The following is a 15,801-nucleotide window of genomic DNA, read 5'->3' as shown; positions in this document are numbered from 1 at the left end:
ACGTTGCATGACCGATCACGCCTTGCTTCTGGTCAACCTGGGGTCGCCGGCCTCCACTTCGGTGGCCGACGTGCGCAGCTACCTCAATCAATTCCTGATGGACCCGTACGTGATCGACCTGCCGTGGCCGGTGCGGCGTCTGCTGGTGTCGCTGATCCTGATCAAGCGCCCGGAGCAGTCGGCCCATGCCTACGCCTCGATCTGGTGGGACGAAGGTTCGCCGCTGGTGGTGCTCAGTCGCCGTCTGCAGCAGCAGATGAAGGCGCAGTGGACTCACGGCCCGGTTGAGCTGGCCATGCGTTACGGCGAGCCGTCGATTGAGACAAGTTTGATGAAGCTGGTCGCGGCGGGGCACAAACGCATCACCCTCGCGCCGCTTTATCCGCAGTTCGCCGACAGCACCACGACCACCGTGATTGAAGAAGCCAAGCGGGTGGTGCGTGAGAAGAAGCTCAATGTGCAGCTGTCGGTGTTGCAGCCATTCTACGATCAGCCGGAATACCTCGACGCGTTGGTGGCGAGCGCCAAGCCGCACTTGCAGCAGGATTACGATCACCTGTTGCTGAGCTTCCACGGTTTGCCGGAACGGCATCTGACCAAGCTCGACCCGACCGGCAATCATTGCTTCAAAAATGAAGATTGCTGCAAGAACGCCTCGGCGGCCGTAATGGCCACCTGTTATCGCGCCCAATGCCTGCGCACAGCGGCGCTGTTCGCTGAGCGCATGGGGCTACCGGACGGCAAGTGGTCGGTGTCGTTTCAGTCGCGGCTGGGCCGGGCGAAGTGGATCGAACCCTACACCGAAGCGCGGCTGGATGAGCTGGCCAAAAACGGCGTGAAGAAGATTCTGGTGATGTGCCCGGCGTTTGTTGCCGATTGCATCGAGACCCTGGAAGAGATCGGCGATCGCGGCAAGGAACAGTTCTGCGAAGCGGGGGGAGAGGAGTTGGTGCTGGTGCCGTGCCTGAATGACGACCCGCAATGGGCGAAGGCGTTGGCAACGCTGTGTGAACGGGCGCCACTGGCCCTTTGATGATCGTCGATGATTGATCGTTCCCACGCTCCGCGTCACTGGACGCGGAGCGTCCCCAGAGGCATTCCCACGCAGAGCGTGGGAACGATCAGTGTGGGGTGATCCGCGTGGGAACGATCTTGAAGCCAAGGCTTAGATCAGCGGCTCATCCGCCTTCTTGTGCTTCCAGCTGTCATTGCCCGGCAGGATCAGGTTCAGCGCAATCGCCACCACCGCGCACAGCGCGATGCCTTTGAGGCCGAAGTCGTCCGGGCCGGTGCCGGTGCCGACCAGCACACCGCCAATCCCGAACACCAGGGTCACCGACACGATCACCAGGTTGCGCGCCTCGCCCAGGTCGATCTTGTGACGGATCAGGGTGTTCATCCCCACCGCCGCGATCGAACCGAACAACAGGCACAGAATCCCGCCCATCACCGGCACCGGAATACTTTGCAGCAGGGCGCCGAACTTGCCGATGAACGCCAGGGTGATCGCGAAGATCGCCGCCCAGGTCATGATTTTCGGGTTGTAGTTCTTGGTCAACATCACCGCGCCAGTCACTTCCGCGTAGGTGGTGTTGGGCGGGCCGCCGAACAGGCCGGCTGCGGTGGTGGCGATGCCATCACCGAGCAGGGTGCGATGCAGGCCAGGCTTTTTCAGGTAGTCACGACCGGTCACGCTACCGACTGCAATCACGCCGCCGATGTGCTCGATGGCCGGGGCCAGCGCCACCGGGACGATGAACAGAATCGCCTGCCAGTTGAACTCCGGCGCGGTGAAATGAGGAAGTGCAAACCATGGGGCCGCCGCAATCTTCGCGGTGTCGACGACACCGAAATAGAAGGACATGGCAAAACCCACGAGCACGCCGGAAATGATCGGCACCAGACGGAAGATGCCTTTGCCGAACACCGCCACGATCAACGTGGTCAGCAGTGCCGGCATCGAAATCATCATCGCGGTCTGGTAATGGATCAGCTCGGAACCGTCACCGGCCTTGCCCATCGCCATGTTTGCGGCAATCGGCGCCATGGCCAGGCCAATAGAGATGATCACCGGGCCAATTACGACTGGCGGCAGCAGACGGTCAATGAACCCGGTGCCTTTGATCTTCACGGCCAGGCCGAGGAAGGTGTAGACGAAACCGGCCGCCATCACGCCGCCCATGGTCGCGGCGAGGCCGAACTGGCCCTTGGCGAGAATGATCGGGGTGATGAAGGCGAAGCTCGACGCCAGGAACACCGGCACCTGACGCCCGGTGACGATCTGGAACAGAATTGTCCCAAGACCTGCGGTAAACAGTGCCACGTTCGGGTCCAGGCCCGTGATCAGTGGCATCAGCACCAGGGCGCCGAAAGCCACGAACAGCATCTGTGCGCCGGACAGTACCGTGCGCCAGAGCGGATCGTTGAACTCTTGCTGCATGCTTACGCGTCCTTCTGCTTGGTGCCGAAGATCTTGTCACCGGCATCGCCAAGCCCAGGAATGATGTAACCGTGCTCGTTGAGTTTCTGATCGATGGACGCGGTGTAGATGATCACGTCCGGGTGAGCTTTCTCGACAGCGGCAATGCCTTCCGGCGCGGCAACCAGCACCATCGCGCGGATGTCCTTGCAACCGGCCTTCTTCAGCAGGTCGATGGTCGCAACCATGGAGCTGCCGGTGGCGAGCATCGGGTCGATGATCATGGCCAGGCGTTCATCGATTTCCGGAACCAGTTTTTCCAGATAGGTGTGGGCCTGCAGGGTTTCTTCGTTACGGGCAACGCCGACAGCGCTGACCTTGGCACCCGGGATCAGGCTCAGCACGCCTTCGAGCATGCCGATGCCGGCACGCAGGATCGGCACGACGGTAATCTTCTTGCCGGCGATTTTCTCGACCGACACGGTGCCGCACCAACCTTCGATGTCGTAGGTTTCCAGTGGCAGGTCTTTTGTAGCTTCATAGGTCAACAGGGCACCGACTTCCTGCGCGAGTTCGCGGAAATTCTTGGTGCTGATGTCTGCACGGCGCATAAGGCCAAGTTTGTGACGGATCAGCGGATGGCGGATCTCTTGGATGGACATGGGGAAAGGCTCCGGCGGCGGGCAAAAAAACCGGCCTAGATTAATCTATCCGAGGGTGATGTCCTATAGGACATACAGTACGTTAGTCCACAAATGCTTGATTCGGCCCCGGTTGATGCGTACCTTTGCCCGCTTTTCCGAAATCCGTCCCCCCTGGAGAGCGCCATGTCCGCTGATCTCGAGCATATCCGTCAAATCATGCGAGAGGCTGACTGCCTGTACACCGAAGCTGAAGTCGAGGCTGCCATTGCCCGCGTCGGTGCACAAATCAACGAACAACTGGCCGACAGCAACCCGGTGGTGTTCTGCGTGATGAACGGCGGCCTGATCTTCTCCGGCAAACTGCTGACCCATCTGCAGTTCCCGCTGGAAGCGTCCTACCTGCACGCCACCCGCTATCGCAACGAAACCAGCGGCGGCGACCTGTTCTGGAAAGCCAAGCCGGAAGTCTCGTTCATCGACCGCGACGTGCTGATCATCGACGACATCCTCGACGAAGGTCACACCCTGGGCGCGATCATCGACTTCTGCCGTCACGCCGGCGCACGTAAAGTGCACACCGCTGTGCTGATCGACAAGGACCACGACCGCAAGGCTCGTCCTGACCTCAAAGCCGACTTCGTCGGTCTGCCGTGCATCGACCGTTACATCTTCGGCTACGGCATGGACTACAAAGGTTACTGGCGCAACGCCAACGGAATTTTTGCCGTCAAGGGAATGTAATCAATGAACACGCCGGGCTTTCTTGATCAAACGCTGTTTGCCGAGTTGGCCGAGAAAGCCGCGGCCAGTCCTCGCGGGCGTCAGCACCACAACTTCCATCAGATGGAGGAGGCCTGCCACCGCATGGCGGTAGGGCTGCAACCTTGCACCTACATTCCGCCACACCGTCATTTGGGTGACAACAAGGCGGAAACCTTGCTGGTACTCAAAGGAAAGCTCGGTTTGCTGATCTTTGACGAAACCGGTGCGGTGGTGAAAAAGCAGGTATTGCAGGCCGGTGGCGAGTGCCTTGGGGTGGATCTGCCAGTCGGGGTATTCCACGGTCTGGTCGTTCTGGAAGCCGACAGTCTGATGTTCGAGTGCAAGGCTGGGCCCTATCGTCCGGTTGGAGAGGGCGAGCTTGCGCACTGGGCCCCACGCGAAGGCGAGGCCGGGGTTGCGGAGTATCAGGCCTGGATGCGCGCGCAATTCGACTGAGCGAATCCGCAATGAAAAGGCGCAAGCGTCCGTAGGTGAAGCTTGCGCCTTTTGCTTTACAGAACCCTGTAAAACCCGTGCTAGAGTGCTCGGCCCCGCCCCCCGGAGCCTGTCATGAGCCTCTTGATCCGCAGCTGCGCCGCCCTGTTGCTGACCCTCAGCCTGCCCCTGGCCGCCGCCCCGATGCACAGTCAATTCCTGCCGCCGGACGACCTGACCCTGCGCGATGCCGAACCCGAGCAGCAGCAACTGTTGCAGGTCACCGATTATTCCGTGGTCGTGGGGGCCCAGCGCCAGTCCAACCAACAGCCGATTCCCGTGACCTCGCCATTGATGATCCGCCTCAAGGGCAAATCCCTGAACAAGGGCGCGACGATCAATCAGGTGCTGGTCAACTTCGATGGCGAAAGCAAAAGCCTGAAAAAACCGATTTATGACGACAAGAGCAAGACCCTGACGCTCTTCTACCCGCTGGCCCAGTACCGGGTGGTGATCGATCTGTTGCGCAACGACACCGTGTATTGCCAGTTCCTGACCTATGCCAATGGCCACATCTGGGCCGATTTGCACACCGGCAGCACGCGCTCGCGTTGAGCCTTGTGCCTGCGCAGAGGTAAACTGCCCGCCCCGTGAAATGTCTGCGAGCTGGAGTCGGCAATGCGTAAAGATAAGAAGCAAGTGATTGGTGACGAGATCGGCGATGAGCAGATCAAGCTGTTCCTCGATTTTGAGCCGGTCGACGCCACCTCGCCGTCGCTGCACAAACTGGTCAAGGCTTACCGTGGCCTGCGCATCGACGATTTCGAGCGTTTTCTGACGTTCTTCGTTGCAGCCGGTTATGACGTGGACGGCAAGGACGAGCACGGCAAGACCTTCGTCGACCAGATCCGCGATCAGCGCAACGCCCCGGAATACATCGAGCTGATCGAGAAAGCACGCGGCTGATCGCCCGAAGTTTTCCACAGGCATAAAAATACGCCCCGCACTCACCGAGTGCGGGGCGTTTTTCATGGAGACGAATCAGGCGTAGCTTTCGGTCTCGTTGCTGGCTTCAACCAGTTCCAGCGCGACGTTGTTCTGCGTGTTGATCTTGCGATACAGCGCAGCGTCGGTTTCCAGGACCTTTTCACGGGCCGGGAAGATTTCCGCCAGTTTGGCAGCCCACTCACCCTTGGCCTTGGCCGGGAAGCACTTCTCGATCAGTTCCAGCATGATCGAAACGGTCACCGAAGCACCCGGCGAAGCGCCGAGCAGGGCGGCGAGGGAGCCGTCCTTCGCAGCCACCAGTTCGGTACCGAACTGCAGGATGCCGCCTTTTTTCGGGTCTTTCTTGATGATCTGCACCCGTTGGCCGGCCACTTCGAGGCGCCAGTCTTCGGCTTTCGCCTCGGGGTAGAAACGGCGCAGGGATTCCAGGCGCTGTTCCATCGACTGCATCACTTCGCTGACCAGGTACTTGGTCAGGTCCATGTTGTTTTTCGCCACGGCCAGCATCGGCCCGATGTTGCCGGCGCGAACCGACAGCGGCAGGTCCATGAAGGAGCCATGCTTGAGGAACTTGGTGGTGAAGCCGGCGTATGGCCCGAACAGCAGGGATTTCTTGCCGTCGACCACGCGGGTGTCCAGGTGCGGCACGGACATCGGTGGAGAACCGACGGCGGCCTGGCTGTAAACCTTGGCCTGGTGATGCTTGACCACTTCCGGGTTGTCGCAACGCAGCCACTGGCCGCTGATCGGGAAGCCGCCGAAGCCTTTGCTTTCTTCGATGCCCGAAGCTTGCAGCAGCGGCAGGGCCGCGCCACCGGCGCCGAGGAATACGAATTTGGCGTCGACTTCACGGCTGCTGCCGCTGTTGACGTCCTTGATGCTGACGGTCCAGCCGTTAGCGTTGCGCTTGAGACCGGTCACGCGCTTGCAGTACTTGACCTGGGCATCGGGTGCGCTGGTCAGGTGCTTGAGCAGCTGATTGGTCAGGGCGCCGAAGTTGACGTCGGTGCCGTTGATCACGCGGGTGGCGGCGAGCACCTGGTCTTTTGGACGACCCGGCATCATCAGCGGCATCCACTCGGCCATCTTCGCCTTGTCTTCGGTGTATTCCATGTCGGCGAAGGCGTGGTGCTTGCGCAGCGTATTGAAACGTTCCTTGAGGAACGACACGCCTTTCTCACCCTCGACGTAACTCAGGTGCGGAACCGGGCTGATGAAGGATTTGCACGAGCCGAACGTGCCTTTCTTGGTCAGGTACGACCAGAACTGCTTCGACACCTCGAACTGGGTGTTGATGTGCACGGCTTTCTTGATGTCGACGGTGCCGTCGGCAGCCTGTGGCGTGTAGTTCAGCTCGCACAGGCCGGCGTGGCCGGTACCGGCGTTGTTCCAGGGGTTGGAACTCTCCGCGGCACCGGAATCCATCAGCTCGACGACTTCCAGCTTGATCGCCGGGTCGAGCTCTTTGAGCAGTACTGCGAGGGTGGCACTCATGATGCCGGCCCCAACCAGAACTACGTCGACTGCTTCGTTATGCGCCATTTAACGCGTCTCCAAAATCTGCAGCACCAAATTGTCGGCATGGCTGCCAGGCGTCCAGGGCAGGTCAGTTGAGCCCCGGGTATCCTTGGTCAGGTGTGCCATGTCCGAATCTTCGCAATTTTTCGCAACTTCGACGGATGCGTGCGGCCTGGCTTCAAGAGTCCTATGAACTCATTTCGGCACGGGGCTGGCAATTCGACTTATGGTCGAGACATCCGTTTGTGCAACCAAATCCGTAGCGGACAGGCTTCAGGCTCCGGTATTCGAGGCGTTCCCGTTCCTGTGTCGTTGGGCTGTTTCAGACGCTAATGGTGCATGTTCAGACGCAAAACTATTCATTTGCTCGCCACACTCTTGTGAAGTTGTGAAAACCCGTTTTTTTCACGCTCTTTTGAAGACGTGAACCTCAAAAAGGGCTGTCCGGGGCTGGCACCGTGCCCGAAGGGGCAAACAACTCAGTGGCCGAGCGTCATGACAGCTCTGCAGATTCGCGAAAAGCGGGATTTGCCAGGGAAACAGCAAGCACGCCAGCTTCACTCGATCTGTGTGGGCGGCTCTCTGTGGGCGATTTGGATGCCAATGCAAGCGCATTGACGCTGTTGCGGGGCCCGATCAGGAGACGTCCTTATAATCGGGGGGAGATTGTATCGAAGAAATGCGGGGAGTTGGTCGAGTTTAATGACTTTTATTAGGCATCCGGTCAGATGCTCAACATCGCCTGAGCACGTGCGCGTGGGCGCTGCTGTTCGACCCGGGCGCTGGCGGGCAGTGGCTGGTGCAGCCAGTTGAGGCGGATTTCCTCGATTTCCACCCAGCCGTCACCCATCGGTTGCAGGCTGCATTGCTTGAAGGCCTGGCAATGGCCGTTGCGGTCGAGCAGGGCGAAGCTGCGGTGCAGCGGGCGTGGGGCGAACAACGAGATCAGATAGCGCATGGCAGTGCTCCTTTTGGGGATCTGTGAGCAAGATTGTCAAAAGGCCGTGACGCGAACGTGTATGGGGAGTGAAGAATGTGTGACAGGAACCGCTGGCGGCGGGTTTTGTCTGACATTTCAGTGCTGGTGACCCACAGTGGCCCACCGCTATACTGCCGGCCTGTCTGTGCCTGATTCTGGAGAGAAGAGCATGTTGCAACGCCTGTTGTTCGGTTTGATCACTGTGACCAGTTTGACCCTGGTTGGCTGCGCCCACAGCCCGCAACAACTGAGCCCGGAACCGAAGCTGACCACTCAGCTGGCACCGGTCGGCCATGGTCAGCCTGTCGTGGTCCGCGTGGTCGACGGTCGTCCGTCGCCAACTCTCGGCACCCGTGGCGGCCTGTACCCGGAAACCAGCGCCATCACCGTGCAGCGCGAGCAGATCCTGCCGAAGCTGCAGGCCCAGGCTGAAGCCGCCGTGCGTCTGCTCGGGTTCACCCCGACCAACAACGCGCCCAATGCACCGCAACTGACCGTGACCCTGGCCGAACTGAAATACCAGTCGCCGAAGGAAGGCATGTACGTGACTGAAGCTACCATCGGTGCGACCTTCCGCTCCGACGTGCAGAACGCCAACCGTCGCTACAGCGGCCGTTACGGTGCCTCGCTGGACCAGCGTTTCGGCATGGCGCCGAACCAGGAAACCAACACCAAGCTGGTCAGCGATGTGCTGAGCGATGCGCTGACCCGTCTGTTCAAGGATCCGACCGTGGGTCAGGTCCTCGCCGAGTAAGTATTCGGTTGCTGTGAAAAAGCCCGGGGCCAGTGATGGCTCCGGGCTTTTTTCGTTCAGGCAGCTTGCGAATAGAAGTCGAGGACGCTGACGCCGGTCAGCAAATCAGTCTCGGGCAAATCCGCATGCTGGTGCCCGCCGAGGGCGCAGTACACCAGCCAGTGACGGTCCTGAACATTGAAGGCCAGGCTGCCGACGAGGGTCTGCTGTTCGTCGGACGGGGAGATGAGGTACAGGCGATCCTGGTTTTCAGCGTGAAGCATGTCGCGTTCCGTGTCGGTTTCGAGGCGCGCAGGGTGACTGAAACAAATGACGATGCCGTGACACAGGACAGCCATCGGTCGATTGACGGGTTATTTGTCGCAAAGGCTAGGGCAGTGGGGGAGGGTTTCGGTAGAATCCGCGCCGCGGTCGTCGGTCTGGCGTTCGCCATACCGGTCTAGATTGAGGTCTGTGATGTCGCTGCACTTGATGACGCTGTTTACCGCCCATCCCGCCAAACTGATCAACCTGCTGGCCCTGCTGTTGGCCTTCCCCGGCAGTTGGTTGCTGCACGCGACCCGTCGCCGTGAACAACGGGCGATGGCCAGTATCGCGGCCCAGCGTCAGCACCAGCCGGACCAGGAGCCGGTGCTCGATTGGGCGACCCTGCGCATGAACCGCTTCTTCTACCGCTTCGGTTTTGCCTGCCTGGGCCTGGCGTTGCTGGTGTCCTGGATCAGTACCCGCTTCTGAACGAAAAACGGCGCCCGAAGGCGCCGTTCTTGTATCCAGCCGACACCGCTTACAGCGGCAGTCCAGCCTTGACCCGGTACTGATTGCGCACCGGCGTCGCATATTGCAGCACCAGATACGGACGATGCTCTTGCGGGCAAGCGTCCAGACGGCTTTGCCATTCTTCCTGGGCCTTGGCCAGTTCCTCGGCACCGAACACTTCGGCAGCCTTCGGTACGTTCAACTGCGGATCGGCATCAGCCCACTGCGCGTATGCCAGGTAATGCACCGGGAACAACCGGTAGCCGCCGAGAATCTGCTTGTCCATTTCGACCGCCAATTGCTTGGTGTCCTCGAACAGCTCGGTGATCGGCGCGGCGAAGTTCACGTGCACCCGGCCCTTGTAGCCGGTGATGCCCTTGGCAATGCTCACGTCATCCTCGCCCGGCGCCTTGCTGTAGGTGCCGGTGGTGGCGCGGATGTACAGCTCGCGGGCCTTGGCCTGGTCGCATGGGTCGTATTCGTAGCTGATCGACACCGGGCTCAGGTTCAGCGACTGAATGACTTCGCCGAACGGCTCGTCCTTGCGGCTCATGTGGAACATCTTGAGGATCGCCGACTCGGTACGGTCGTCGCCGTCCTTCGCGCGGCCTTCGGCCTGGGCGATCCAGATCGAGGCGCAGTCATTGCGGATCGAGTGGTTGATGTAGGCCGACAGCAGTTGGTAAGCGGCCATTTTCTCGCGGCGCCCGGTGATCGAGCGATGCACGATGAAGCTCTTGTTCAAGCGCATCAGGTCGCTGACGAACGGCTTTTGCAGCAGGTTGTCGCCAATCGCGATGCGCGGGGTCGGCAGGCCGGCGTGGTACACGGCGTAGTTGACGAAGGCCGGGTCCATCACGATGTCGCGGTGGTTGGCGATGAACAGATAAGCGCTGCCGGACTTGAACTGCTCGACACCGGTGTAGGTCACGCCGTCGGTGGCGCGCTCGATGGTGTGGTCGACGTAGAACTCGACCTTGTCCTGCAAAGTGGCCACGGAGGTCACGTCGGCAAACTCACGACGCAGCCGATGGGCTATAAGTGGTTTGAGCATCCAGCCGAAGGCACCGGCAAAACGCGGGAAGCGGAAGTGGGTGAGGATATCTAGAAACGCCTTGTCGCCGAGCAGTCGCGCCAGTACCGCAGGTACTTCGCTGTCGTCGTAAGGTCGGATGGCATCGAATTCGCCCATCATGCTCTCTTGTTGGAAACGGCTAGGGTAAGTAAAGGTTTTGATCGAAAACCAACGGGGCACGGTCTGAAAAAGTAGCCAGACAAAAATAGCCCTGCAAATAGACCGGCGATTATACGCACAAGTCACCCGGGAGACCGCGATGCTGGAAAGCGCAGTATATGAATGTCCGTATTGTGGTGAAGAGGTCGAGACGACCGTGGATCTCTCCGCTGGCGACCAGACCTATATTGAAGACTGTCAGGTGTGCTGTCGGCCGATCACCTTTGTATTGCAGGTCCATGGAGAGGACTGGTTTCTGGAAGTCTTCAGCGAAAACGAGTGAGGCGCGGCCATGCAGCGAATCTACGAGCCGGAAAACCTGATGGAAGGCGAGATGCTCAAGGGCATGCTCGCCAGCGAGGGCATCGAGGCGCATCTGGTCGGGCGCGATCTGCTGGGCGGCACGGGGGAGTTGCCGATCTTCGGACTGTTGGGCCTGTCGGTCGATAACGACCAGGCCGAATACGCCCGCGAGCTGATCAGTGCGTACAATGCCGCGCTGCCGCTGCCCGGCGATGAACCGGACAGCTATCCCGGGACGCTGGTCTGTTAGGCTGGCGTTCGTTTTATTTGTGAGTCGTGCTGCCCCATGTGTGGACGTTATGCCCTGTTTCGCTGGAACCGCGATTTCGCGAGCCTGCCAGGTTTTCCCGCCGATCAGCAGGCGCAGTGGAACATTTCCCCCAACGATTCGGTGTTGATGCTACGCGCCGAACCCGACGGCCAGCGCACGCTGGCCCGTGCCCGTTGGGGGCTGACACCGCCATGGCTGACCGACATGTCGCGCACCCCGGCCCATGCCAGGGCCGAAACCGTTGCCGAACAGCCGATGTTCCGCGAAGCCCTGCGCCTGCGCCGCTGCCTGCTGCCGGCCAACGGTTTTTACGAATGGCGCGGCAACGTACGCAAGCGGCCGTACTGGCTGACGCCGGGGGAAGGGGCGTCGTTGTTTTTTGCGGCGATCTGGGAAGCGTATCCGGTGCAGGAACAGGTGTGGCTGAGCACGGCGGTGATCACTCAGTCGGCGGCCAGTCAGCGCCGGCCGTTGATTCTTGATGAGGCGGGGCAGGCGGCGTGGCTTGATCCTGAAACGCCGTTGCATGTTCTGCAAGGCCTGCTCGCCAGTGAACCCGCCGCCTTGCGCGAGCGGGTGCTGGCGAATCTGGTCAATGATCCGAAGCTCAACGGGCCGGAGTGTCTGACCCCAGCCTGATCGGTCAGACCTTGAACTGATTGATCAACCGCCGCTGCTGCTCCGCCAGTTTGGTCAGATCGGCACTCGCCGAACTCGACTCATCCGCACCACCCGCCACCTCATTCGCCACCTGACCGATATTGATCACGTTACGATTGATGTCGTCGGCCACCGCGCTCTGTTCTTCGGCCGCGCTGGCGATCTGGGTGTTCATGTCGTTGATCACCGATACCGCCTGAGTAATGGTCTCCAGCGCCTCCGCTGCCTTGGCCGCGTGCTGCACGCTTTCGTCGGTGCGGTTCTGGCTGTCCTCCATGACCCGCACCACATCGCGGGTGCCCTGTTGCAGTTGCTGGATCATGCTCTGGATTTCTTCGGTGGCCTTCTGGGTCTTCTGCGCCAGATTGCGCACCTCATCGGCCACCACCGCGAAACCGCGTCCTTGTTCACCGGCGCGGGCCGCTTCGATCGCCGCGTTGAGGGCCAGCAGGTTGGTCTGCTCGGCGATTCCGCGAATGGCGATCAGGATCGCGTTGATGTTTTCGCTGTCCTTGGCCAGGGTCTGCACCACGTCCACGGCCTTGCCGATTTCTACGGCCAGCACGCCGATCGAATTCGACGTGTCGCGCACGATCTGCATGCCCTGACTGGCGGCCTGATCGGCGTGGCTGGCGGCTTGTGCCGCTTGGGTCGCGTTGCGCGCCACGTCCTGCGCGGTGGCGGTCATTTCCTGCACGGCGGTGGCGACCTGATCGATCTCGGCCATCTGTTTCTGTATGCCGATATTGGTCCGGATCGCGATGTCGGCTGTGTGCTCCGAGGAATCGCTGACGCTCTGTACCGACGACACTACCTGCGTGATCATCCCCTGCAATTTGGCGAGGAAGGTATTGAAGCCTTTGGCGATTGAACCGAGTTCGTCATTGCGATCACTGGTCAAACGACGGGTCAGATCACCTTCGCCCTGGGCGATGTCATCGAGCATGGTCACCATTTGCTTCAGCGGACGGGCGATGCCGTGGCCCACCAACCAGATCACCAGCAAGCCGAGACCGGCAATGATCAGACCGACCATGGCCATGCCGAAGGTGTCGGATTTGCGCTGGGCGTCGAGGTCGCCTTGGAGCTTTTGCAGGTCGGCCATTACCGCATCGAGCGGCAGTTGCAGCATCAGCGTCCAGCGCGCGTCGGTCTGGCCGATGCCGAACGGCAGGTACAACTCGATCCGGCCTTGCTCTTTATTGACGGTGTACGTCACTTCGCCGCGCTTGAGATTGGCCATGTTGGCAATCTGCTGGGCGTCGAGGATGTCGCTGACCTTCTCGCCGAATTTGCTCGGGTCCTTGGTGTAGGCGACGATCCGGCCGTTGCCGCCGATCAGGGCCATCTGTCCGGCGCCGCTGTACAGTTTCTGGTTGGCGCCCAGAAGCATTTCCTGGATGAAGTTCACCGACAGGTCGGCGCCGACGATGCCCTGGAAGGCGCCGTTGAGCATGATCGGTTCAATAAAAGAGGCGAGCATGACGATCTTGTCGCCGACCTTGTACGGGGCAGGATCGATCACGCAGGATTTTTTGGTTTCCTTCGAGCACAGGTAGTACTCGCTGGCGCGCACGCCGGTGGACAGGACTTTCTGGTCGTCGACGTCCACCAGTTTGTCCAGACCGAGGGTGCCATCGTCGTTGCGGAACCACCACGGCAGGAAACGCCCGTTGGCGGCGTCGATACCGACCACGCTGGTGCCGACGTAGGCCGAATCGTTGTGGTCGAGTGCGTTCTTTTCCCAACCGATGTAGGTGCCGAGAATCTTCGGGTTCTTCTCGACGTTTTCCTTGATCAGGCTGATCAGTTGCTCACGGCTGACGGTCAGTCGCGGCTGGCCATCGGCGCCCGGCGTGCCGAGCAGGGCGTTGACGCGCACCAGCCCACCGGCAATCAGAAGCGGCGCTTCCAGTTCGCGCTGGATCTGGCTGACCTGGGTTTGTGCCAGCGAGGTCAGGCGCTGTTCGATGACTTGCTCGAACTGGGCCTGGGTCCGTTGCTGGACCATTTCCTGGGTGCGGGCACCGGAGAACAGCGCGTACAGCACCAGCGCGGCGACTACGCTGAGTACGATGGCGCCGGCCAGGGCGGCTACGGAAAACTGGATCGACTTGAACTTCATGGGAGCTCCGCACGCGAGAGGACGTCTGCGCTGCTGTATCGGCAGCCACTATTGCGCCATGAGGTAAAGGGGGAGTAATTGCAGCGCAATGTCGCAAATGGATCAGTGCGCGACGCAGTTGCAGCGGGCCTGGTGGCGGATGTGAATTTTTTCCTACAGGTCTGGCGGGAGTTTTCTGAAAGTAGATGCAACACGTCCGTTGTATCTGGCGTCGATACAATTACCCGCCTAGGATACGCGACAGGTTTTCAGGGAGCTTTTGAATGAACAAGACATTGGTTGTAAGTGCACTGAGCGCAGCGCTGTTGCTGGCCGGTTGTCAGTCGGTCAACACCACCAGCGGCGGTGCCGTGGGCGTGGAACGCAAGCAGTACATGTTCAGCATGCTGTCCTCGCAAGAGGTCGACCAGATGTATGCCCAGTCCTATCAGAAGACCGTGGGCGAGGCGTCCAGCAAGGGCGTGCTGGACAAGACCAGCAACGATGCCAAGCGTGTTCAGGCGATTGCCAACCGCTTGATCGCTCAGGCACCGAACTTCCGTCCGGATGCGGCGCAGTGGAAATGGGAAGTGAATCTGATCAAGAGCGACGAGCTCAACGCCAACTGCGGTCCTGGCGGCAAGATCATTTTCTACACCGGGCTGATCGATAGCCTGAAACTCACCGACGATGAAATCGCCGCAGTTATGGGCCATGAAATCGCCCACGCCTTGCGCGAGCACGGTCGGGAAGCGATGTCCAAGGCCTATGGCATCGAAATGGCCAAGCAGGGCGCCGGTGCGTTGCTCGGCCTGGGTCAGGACAGCCTGGCGCTGGCCGACACCGTGGCCAACTACGGCATGACCCTGCCCAACAGCCGCGCCAACGAAAACGAGGCCGACCTGATCGGTCTGGAACTGGCCGCGCGTGCCGGGTACAACCCGAACGCCGCCATCACTTTGTGGGACAAGATGAGCAAGGCCTCTGAAGGCGCGCCGCCGGAGTTCATGAGCACTCACCCGTCCTCCAGCAGCCGCACGGCTGCGTTGCAGGCGGCGATTCCGAAGGTCATGCCGCTTTACGAGAAAGCGCCCAAGTCCTGAGGCCAGGATCGCTCCCGCACTCAGTGCGGGAGCAGTCTGCGGAATCAAATCCAGCCGCTGCTCTGCATCGCCTTGTACACCGCGACAATCGCCAGGATCAGGAACGCCGAGGCGGCCAGTCGACGGATCAGGGTCAGTGGCAGTTTCTCCGCCGCAAAATTACCCGCCAGTACCACCGGCACGTTGGCGATCAACATGCCCGCCGTGGTGCCGATGATTACCAGCCACAGCTCCGGGTATTGGGCTGCCAGCATCACGGTGGCGATCTGGGTCTTGTCGCCGATTTCCGCGAGAAAGAACGCAATCAGGGTGGTCAGGAATGGCCCGAACTTGCGGGCGGTGCTGGCTTCATCGTCGTCCATCTTGTCCGGTACCAACGTCCACAGGGCGGTGGCGGCGAAGCTCGCGGCAAGAATCCAGTGCAGGACCGAATCGGAGAAGAAACTGCCGAACCAGGCGCCGACCGCACCCGCTGCCGCGTGGTTGGCCAGGGTCGCAGCGACGATACCGGCAATGATCGGCCAGGGTTTGCGGAAGCGAGCGGCGAGAATCAGCGCGAGCAGTTGCGTCTTGTCGCCGATTTCGGCCAAGGCAACGATTGCGGTGGGAACGAGTAACGAGTCCAGCATCAGGATTTCCTAAGGGGCGGGTCGACACGGCTATGACACGTACAGCCTTCCCGCCCCGGGTAAGGTGTGCGTGTCATAGGTCTTGTCAAACCCTGCGATCCGTCTGCTGCGGACGCTTGGGTCGCATACGCCATGATCTGAGGATCAAGTATGTTGACGTATGCCGGACGAGCTTGGTGCTCGTGGGAGACTACTCCCCTAGGACGGAGCGGATTCTGCCTA

The 15,801-nt window shown here is 60.6% G+C and carries 19 protein-coding genes, 1 pseudogene and 1 riboswitch; of the genes and pseudogenes, 11 read left to right on the top strand and 9 right to left on the bottom strand.

Features of this window, described 5'->3' with window-relative positions:
* The first annotated feature begins 7 nt into the window (after positions 1-7).
* Complete coding sequence (gene hemH, locus CAF74_RS04150) at positions 8-1,033, top strand: ferrochelatase (protein ID WP_085745376.1); 1,026 nt, start codon at positions 8-10, stop codon at positions 1,031-1,033.
* A gap of 132 nt (positions 1,034-1,165) precedes the next feature.
* Here hemH and CAF74_RS04145 read toward each other — a convergent pair whose 3' ends face one another.
* Entirely contained in the window at positions 1,166-2,440 is a 1,275-nt protein-coding gene (locus tag CAF74_RS04145) for a uracil-xanthine permease family protein (RefSeq protein WP_007951684.1), read from the bottom strand.
* A 2-nt stretch (positions 2,441-2,442) separates the two neighbouring features.
* On the bottom strand, positions 2,443-3,081 hold the full coding sequence (gene upp, locus CAF74_RS04140; RefSeq protein WP_007951682.1) for a uracil phosphoribosyltransferase: 639 nt from the start codon (positions 3,079-3,081) through the stop codon (positions 2,443-2,445).
* Positions 3,082-3,246: 165 nt separating this feature from the next.
* Between upp and CAF74_RS04135 the strand changes: the two genes are divergently transcribed.
* From CAF74_RS04135 to CAF74_RS04120, 4 genes are all read left to right on the top strand, one after another.
* Positions 3,247-3,804, top strand: coding sequence for a hypoxanthine-guanine phosphoribosyltransferase (locus CAF74_RS04135; protein WP_007951681.1), 558 nt, complete (start codon positions 3,247-3,249; stop codon positions 3,802-3,804).
* 3 nt (positions 3,805-3,807) lie between these two features.
* Positions 3,808-4,281, top strand: a complete 474-nt coding sequence (locus tag CAF74_RS04130; protein ID WP_085745375.1) for a WbuC family cupin fold metalloprotein — start codon at positions 3,808-3,810, stop codon at positions 4,279-4,281.
* A gap of 114 nt (positions 4,282-4,395) precedes the next feature.
* Entirely contained in the window at positions 4,396-4,875 is a 480-nt protein-coding gene (locus tag CAF74_RS04125) for a hypothetical protein (protein ID WP_085745374.1), read from the top strand.
* A 63-nt stretch (positions 4,876-4,938) separates the two neighbouring features.
* Positions 4,939-5,226 carry a PA4642 family protein gene (locus CAF74_RS04120; RefSeq protein WP_007951679.1) on the top strand — a complete coding sequence of 96 codons (288 nt, stop codon included), beginning with the start codon at positions 4,939-4,941 and terminating at the stop codon, positions 5,224-5,226.
* Positions 5,227-5,301: 75 nt separating this feature from the next.
* Here CAF74_RS04120 and mqo read toward each other — a convergent pair whose 3' ends face one another.
* The gene (gene mqo / locus CAF74_RS04115; RefSeq protein ID WP_085745373.1) at positions 5,302-6,810 is read right to left on the bottom strand and encodes a malate dehydrogenase (quinone); all 1,509 of its coding nucleotides are present in this window, start codon (positions 6,808-6,810) and stop codon (positions 5,302-5,304) included.
* 700 nt (positions 6,811-7,510) lie between these two features.
* The gene (locus CAF74_RS04110; RefSeq protein WP_039766297.1) at positions 7,511-7,744 is read right to left on the bottom strand and encodes a hypothetical protein; all 234 of its coding nucleotides are present in this window, start codon (positions 7,742-7,744) and stop codon (positions 7,511-7,513) included.
* 190 nt (positions 7,745-7,934) lie between these two features.
* Here CAF74_RS04110 and CAF74_RS04105 point away from each other — a divergent pair, with 190 nt between their 5' ends.
* Positions 7,935-8,519 carry a YajG family lipoprotein gene (locus CAF74_RS04105; protein ID WP_007951676.1) on the top strand — a complete coding sequence of 195 codons (585 nt, stop codon included), beginning with the start codon at positions 7,935-7,937 and terminating at the stop codon, positions 8,517-8,519.
* Between the two features lie 56 nt (positions 8,520-8,575).
* Here CAF74_RS04105 and CAF74_RS04100 read toward each other — a convergent pair whose 3' ends face one another.
* Positions 8,576-8,782, bottom strand: a complete 207-nt coding sequence (locus tag CAF74_RS04100; protein ID WP_039766399.1) for a hypothetical protein — start codon at positions 8,780-8,782, stop codon at positions 8,576-8,578.
* 193 nt (positions 8,783-8,975) lie between these two features.
* On the opposite strand from CAF74_RS04100, the gene CAF74_RS04095 reads away from it, so the two are divergent.
* A complete protein-coding gene (locus CAF74_RS04095; protein ID WP_085745372.1) occupies positions 8,976-9,254 on the top strand; it encodes a hypothetical protein in 279 nt (92 codons plus the stop codon).
* Positions 9,255-9,303: 49 nt separating this feature from the next.
* Here CAF74_RS04095 and CAF74_RS04090 read toward each other — a convergent pair whose 3' ends face one another.
* On the bottom strand, positions 9,304-10,467 hold the full coding sequence (locus CAF74_RS04090) for a 1-acyl-sn-glycerol-3-phosphate acyltransferase (RefSeq protein ID WP_173892773.1): 1,164 nt from the start codon (positions 10,465-10,467) through the stop codon (positions 9,304-9,306).
* A gap of 142 nt (positions 10,468-10,609) precedes the next feature.
* Here CAF74_RS04090 and CAF74_RS04085 point away from each other — a divergent pair, with 142 nt between their 5' ends.
* From CAF74_RS04085 to CAF74_RS04075, 3 genes are read left to right on the top strand one after another with little or no spacing between them, the layout of a single operon-like run.
* Positions 10,610-10,792, top strand: a complete 183-nt coding sequence (locus tag CAF74_RS04085; RefSeq protein WP_011335896.1) for a CPXCG motif-containing cysteine-rich protein — start codon at positions 10,610-10,612, stop codon at positions 10,790-10,792.
* 9 nt (positions 10,793-10,801) lie between these two features.
* The gene (locus tag CAF74_RS04080) at positions 10,802-11,062 is read left to right on the top strand and encodes a putative signal transducing protein (RefSeq protein WP_011335895.1); all 261 of its coding nucleotides are present in this window, start codon (positions 10,802-10,804) and stop codon (positions 11,060-11,062) included.
* Between the two features lie 36 nt (positions 11,063-11,098).
* Positions 11,099-11,722 (top strand): SOS response-associated peptidase, encoded by a 624-nt coding sequence (locus CAF74_RS04075; protein WP_085745370.1) that lies wholly within the window; start codon positions 11,099-11,101, stop codon positions 11,720-11,722.
* Positions 11,723-11,726: 4 nt separating this feature from the next.
* On the opposite strand, the gene CAF74_RS29570 is transcribed toward CAF74_RS04075, so the two are convergent.
* Both CAF74_RS29570 and CAF74_RS29565 read right to left on the bottom strand, forming a co-directional pair.
* Positions 11,727-12,470 (bottom strand): methyl-accepting chemotaxis protein, encoded by a 744-nt coding sequence (locus CAF74_RS29570; protein ID WP_371857322.1) that lies wholly within the window; start codon positions 12,468-12,470, stop codon positions 11,727-11,729.
* Positions 12,471-12,584: 114 nt separating this feature from the next.
* Positions 12,585-12,779 (bottom strand): annotated as a pseudogene (locus tag CAF74_RS29565) (HAMP domain-containing protein); the annotation flags it as partial.
* Positions 12,780-14,131: 1,352 nt separating this feature from the next.
* Here CAF74_RS29565 and CAF74_RS04065 point away from each other — a divergent pair.
* Positions 14,132-14,950 (top strand): M48 family metallopeptidase, encoded by an 819-nt coding sequence (locus CAF74_RS04065; RefSeq protein ID WP_039766290.1) that lies wholly within the window; start codon positions 14,132-14,134, stop codon positions 14,948-14,950.
* Positions 14,951-14,994: 44 nt separating this feature from the next.
* Here CAF74_RS04065 and CAF74_RS04060 read toward each other — a convergent pair whose 3' ends face one another.
* Entirely contained in the window at positions 14,995-15,579 is a 585-nt protein-coding gene (locus CAF74_RS04060) for a TMEM165/GDT1 family protein (RefSeq protein ID WP_085745368.1), read from the bottom strand.
* 88 nt (positions 15,580-15,667) lie between these two features.
* A riboswitch (yybP-ykoY riboswitch) is annotated at positions 15,668-15,790 on the bottom strand.
* Positions 15,791-15,801 lie beyond the last annotated feature (11 nt).

The organism is Pseudomonas sp. R45(2017), assembly GCF_002112305.1.
Classification (GTDB): Bacteria; Pseudomonadota; Gammaproteobacteria; order Pseudomonadales; family Pseudomonadaceae; genus Aquipseudomonas; species Aquipseudomonas paraglycinae.
This window is presented reverse-complemented; position numbering and strand designations above follow the sequence as displayed.

Excerpts from the sequence above, each read along its gene's own strand:
- hemH (WP_085745376.1), top strand. The coding sequence starts at position 8 with ATGACCGATCACGCCTTGCTTCTGGTCAACCTGGGGTCGCCGGCCTCC.
- CAF74_RS04145 (WP_007951684.1), bottom strand. The coding sequence starts at position 2,440 with ATGCAGCAAGAGTTCAACGATCCGCTCTGGCGCACGGTACTGTCCGGC.
- upp (WP_007951682.1), bottom strand. The coding sequence starts at position 3,081 with ATGTCCATCCAAGAGATCCGCCATCCGCTGATCCGTCACAAACTTGGC.
- CAF74_RS04135 (WP_007951681.1), top strand. The coding sequence starts at position 3,247 with ATGTCCGCTGATCTCGAGCATATCCGTCAAATCATGCGAGAGGCTGAC.
- CAF74_RS04130 (WP_085745375.1), top strand. The coding sequence starts at position 3,808 with ATGAACACGCCGGGCTTTCTTGATCAAACGCTGTTTGCCGAGTTGGCC.
- CAF74_RS04125 (WP_085745374.1), top strand. The coding sequence starts at position 4,396 with ATGAGCCTCTTGATCCGCAGCTGCGCCGCCCTGTTGCTGACCCTCAGC.
- CAF74_RS04120 (WP_007951679.1), top strand. The coding sequence starts at position 4,939 with ATGCGTAAAGATAAGAAGCAAGTGATTGGTGACGAGATCGGCGATGAG.
- mqo (WP_085745373.1), bottom strand. The coding sequence starts at position 6,810 with ATGGCGCATAACGAAGCAGTCGACGTAGTTCTGGTTGGGGCCGGCATC.
- CAF74_RS04110 (WP_039766297.1), bottom strand. The coding sequence starts at position 7,744 with ATGCGCTATCTGATCTCGTTGTTCGCCCCACGCCCGCTGCACCGCAGC.
- CAF74_RS04105 (WP_007951676.1), top strand. The coding sequence starts at position 7,935 with ATGTTGCAACGCCTGTTGTTCGGTTTGATCACTGTGACCAGTTTGACC.
- CAF74_RS04100 (WP_039766399.1), bottom strand. The coding sequence starts at position 8,782 with ATGCTTCACGCTGAAAACCAGGATCGCCTGTACCTCATCTCCCCGTCC.
- CAF74_RS04095 (WP_085745372.1), top strand. The coding sequence starts at position 8,976 with ATGTCGCTGCACTTGATGACGCTGTTTACCGCCCATCCCGCCAAACTG.
- CAF74_RS04090 (WP_173892773.1), bottom strand. The coding sequence starts at position 10,467 with ATGGGCGAATTCGATGCCATCCGACCTTACGACGACAGCGAAGTACCT.
- CAF74_RS04085 (WP_011335896.1), top strand. The coding sequence starts at position 10,610 with ATGCTGGAAAGCGCAGTATATGAATGTCCGTATTGTGGTGAAGAGGTC.
- CAF74_RS04080 (WP_011335895.1), top strand. The coding sequence starts at position 10,802 with ATGCAGCGAATCTACGAGCCGGAAAACCTGATGGAAGGCGAGATGCTC.
- CAF74_RS04075 (WP_085745370.1), top strand. The coding sequence starts at position 11,099 with ATGTGTGGACGTTATGCCCTGTTTCGCTGGAACCGCGATTTCGCGAGC.
- CAF74_RS29570 (WP_371857322.1), bottom strand. The coding sequence starts at position 12,470 with ATGGCCGAGATCGATCAGGTCGCCACCGCCGTGCAGGAAATGACCGCC.
- CAF74_RS04065 (WP_039766290.1), top strand. The coding sequence starts at position 14,132 with ATGAACAAGACATTGGTTGTAAGTGCACTGAGCGCAGCGCTGTTGCTG.
- CAF74_RS04060 (WP_085745368.1), bottom strand. The coding sequence starts at position 15,579 with ATGCTGGACTCGTTACTCGTTCCCACCGCAATCGTTGCCTTGGCCGAA.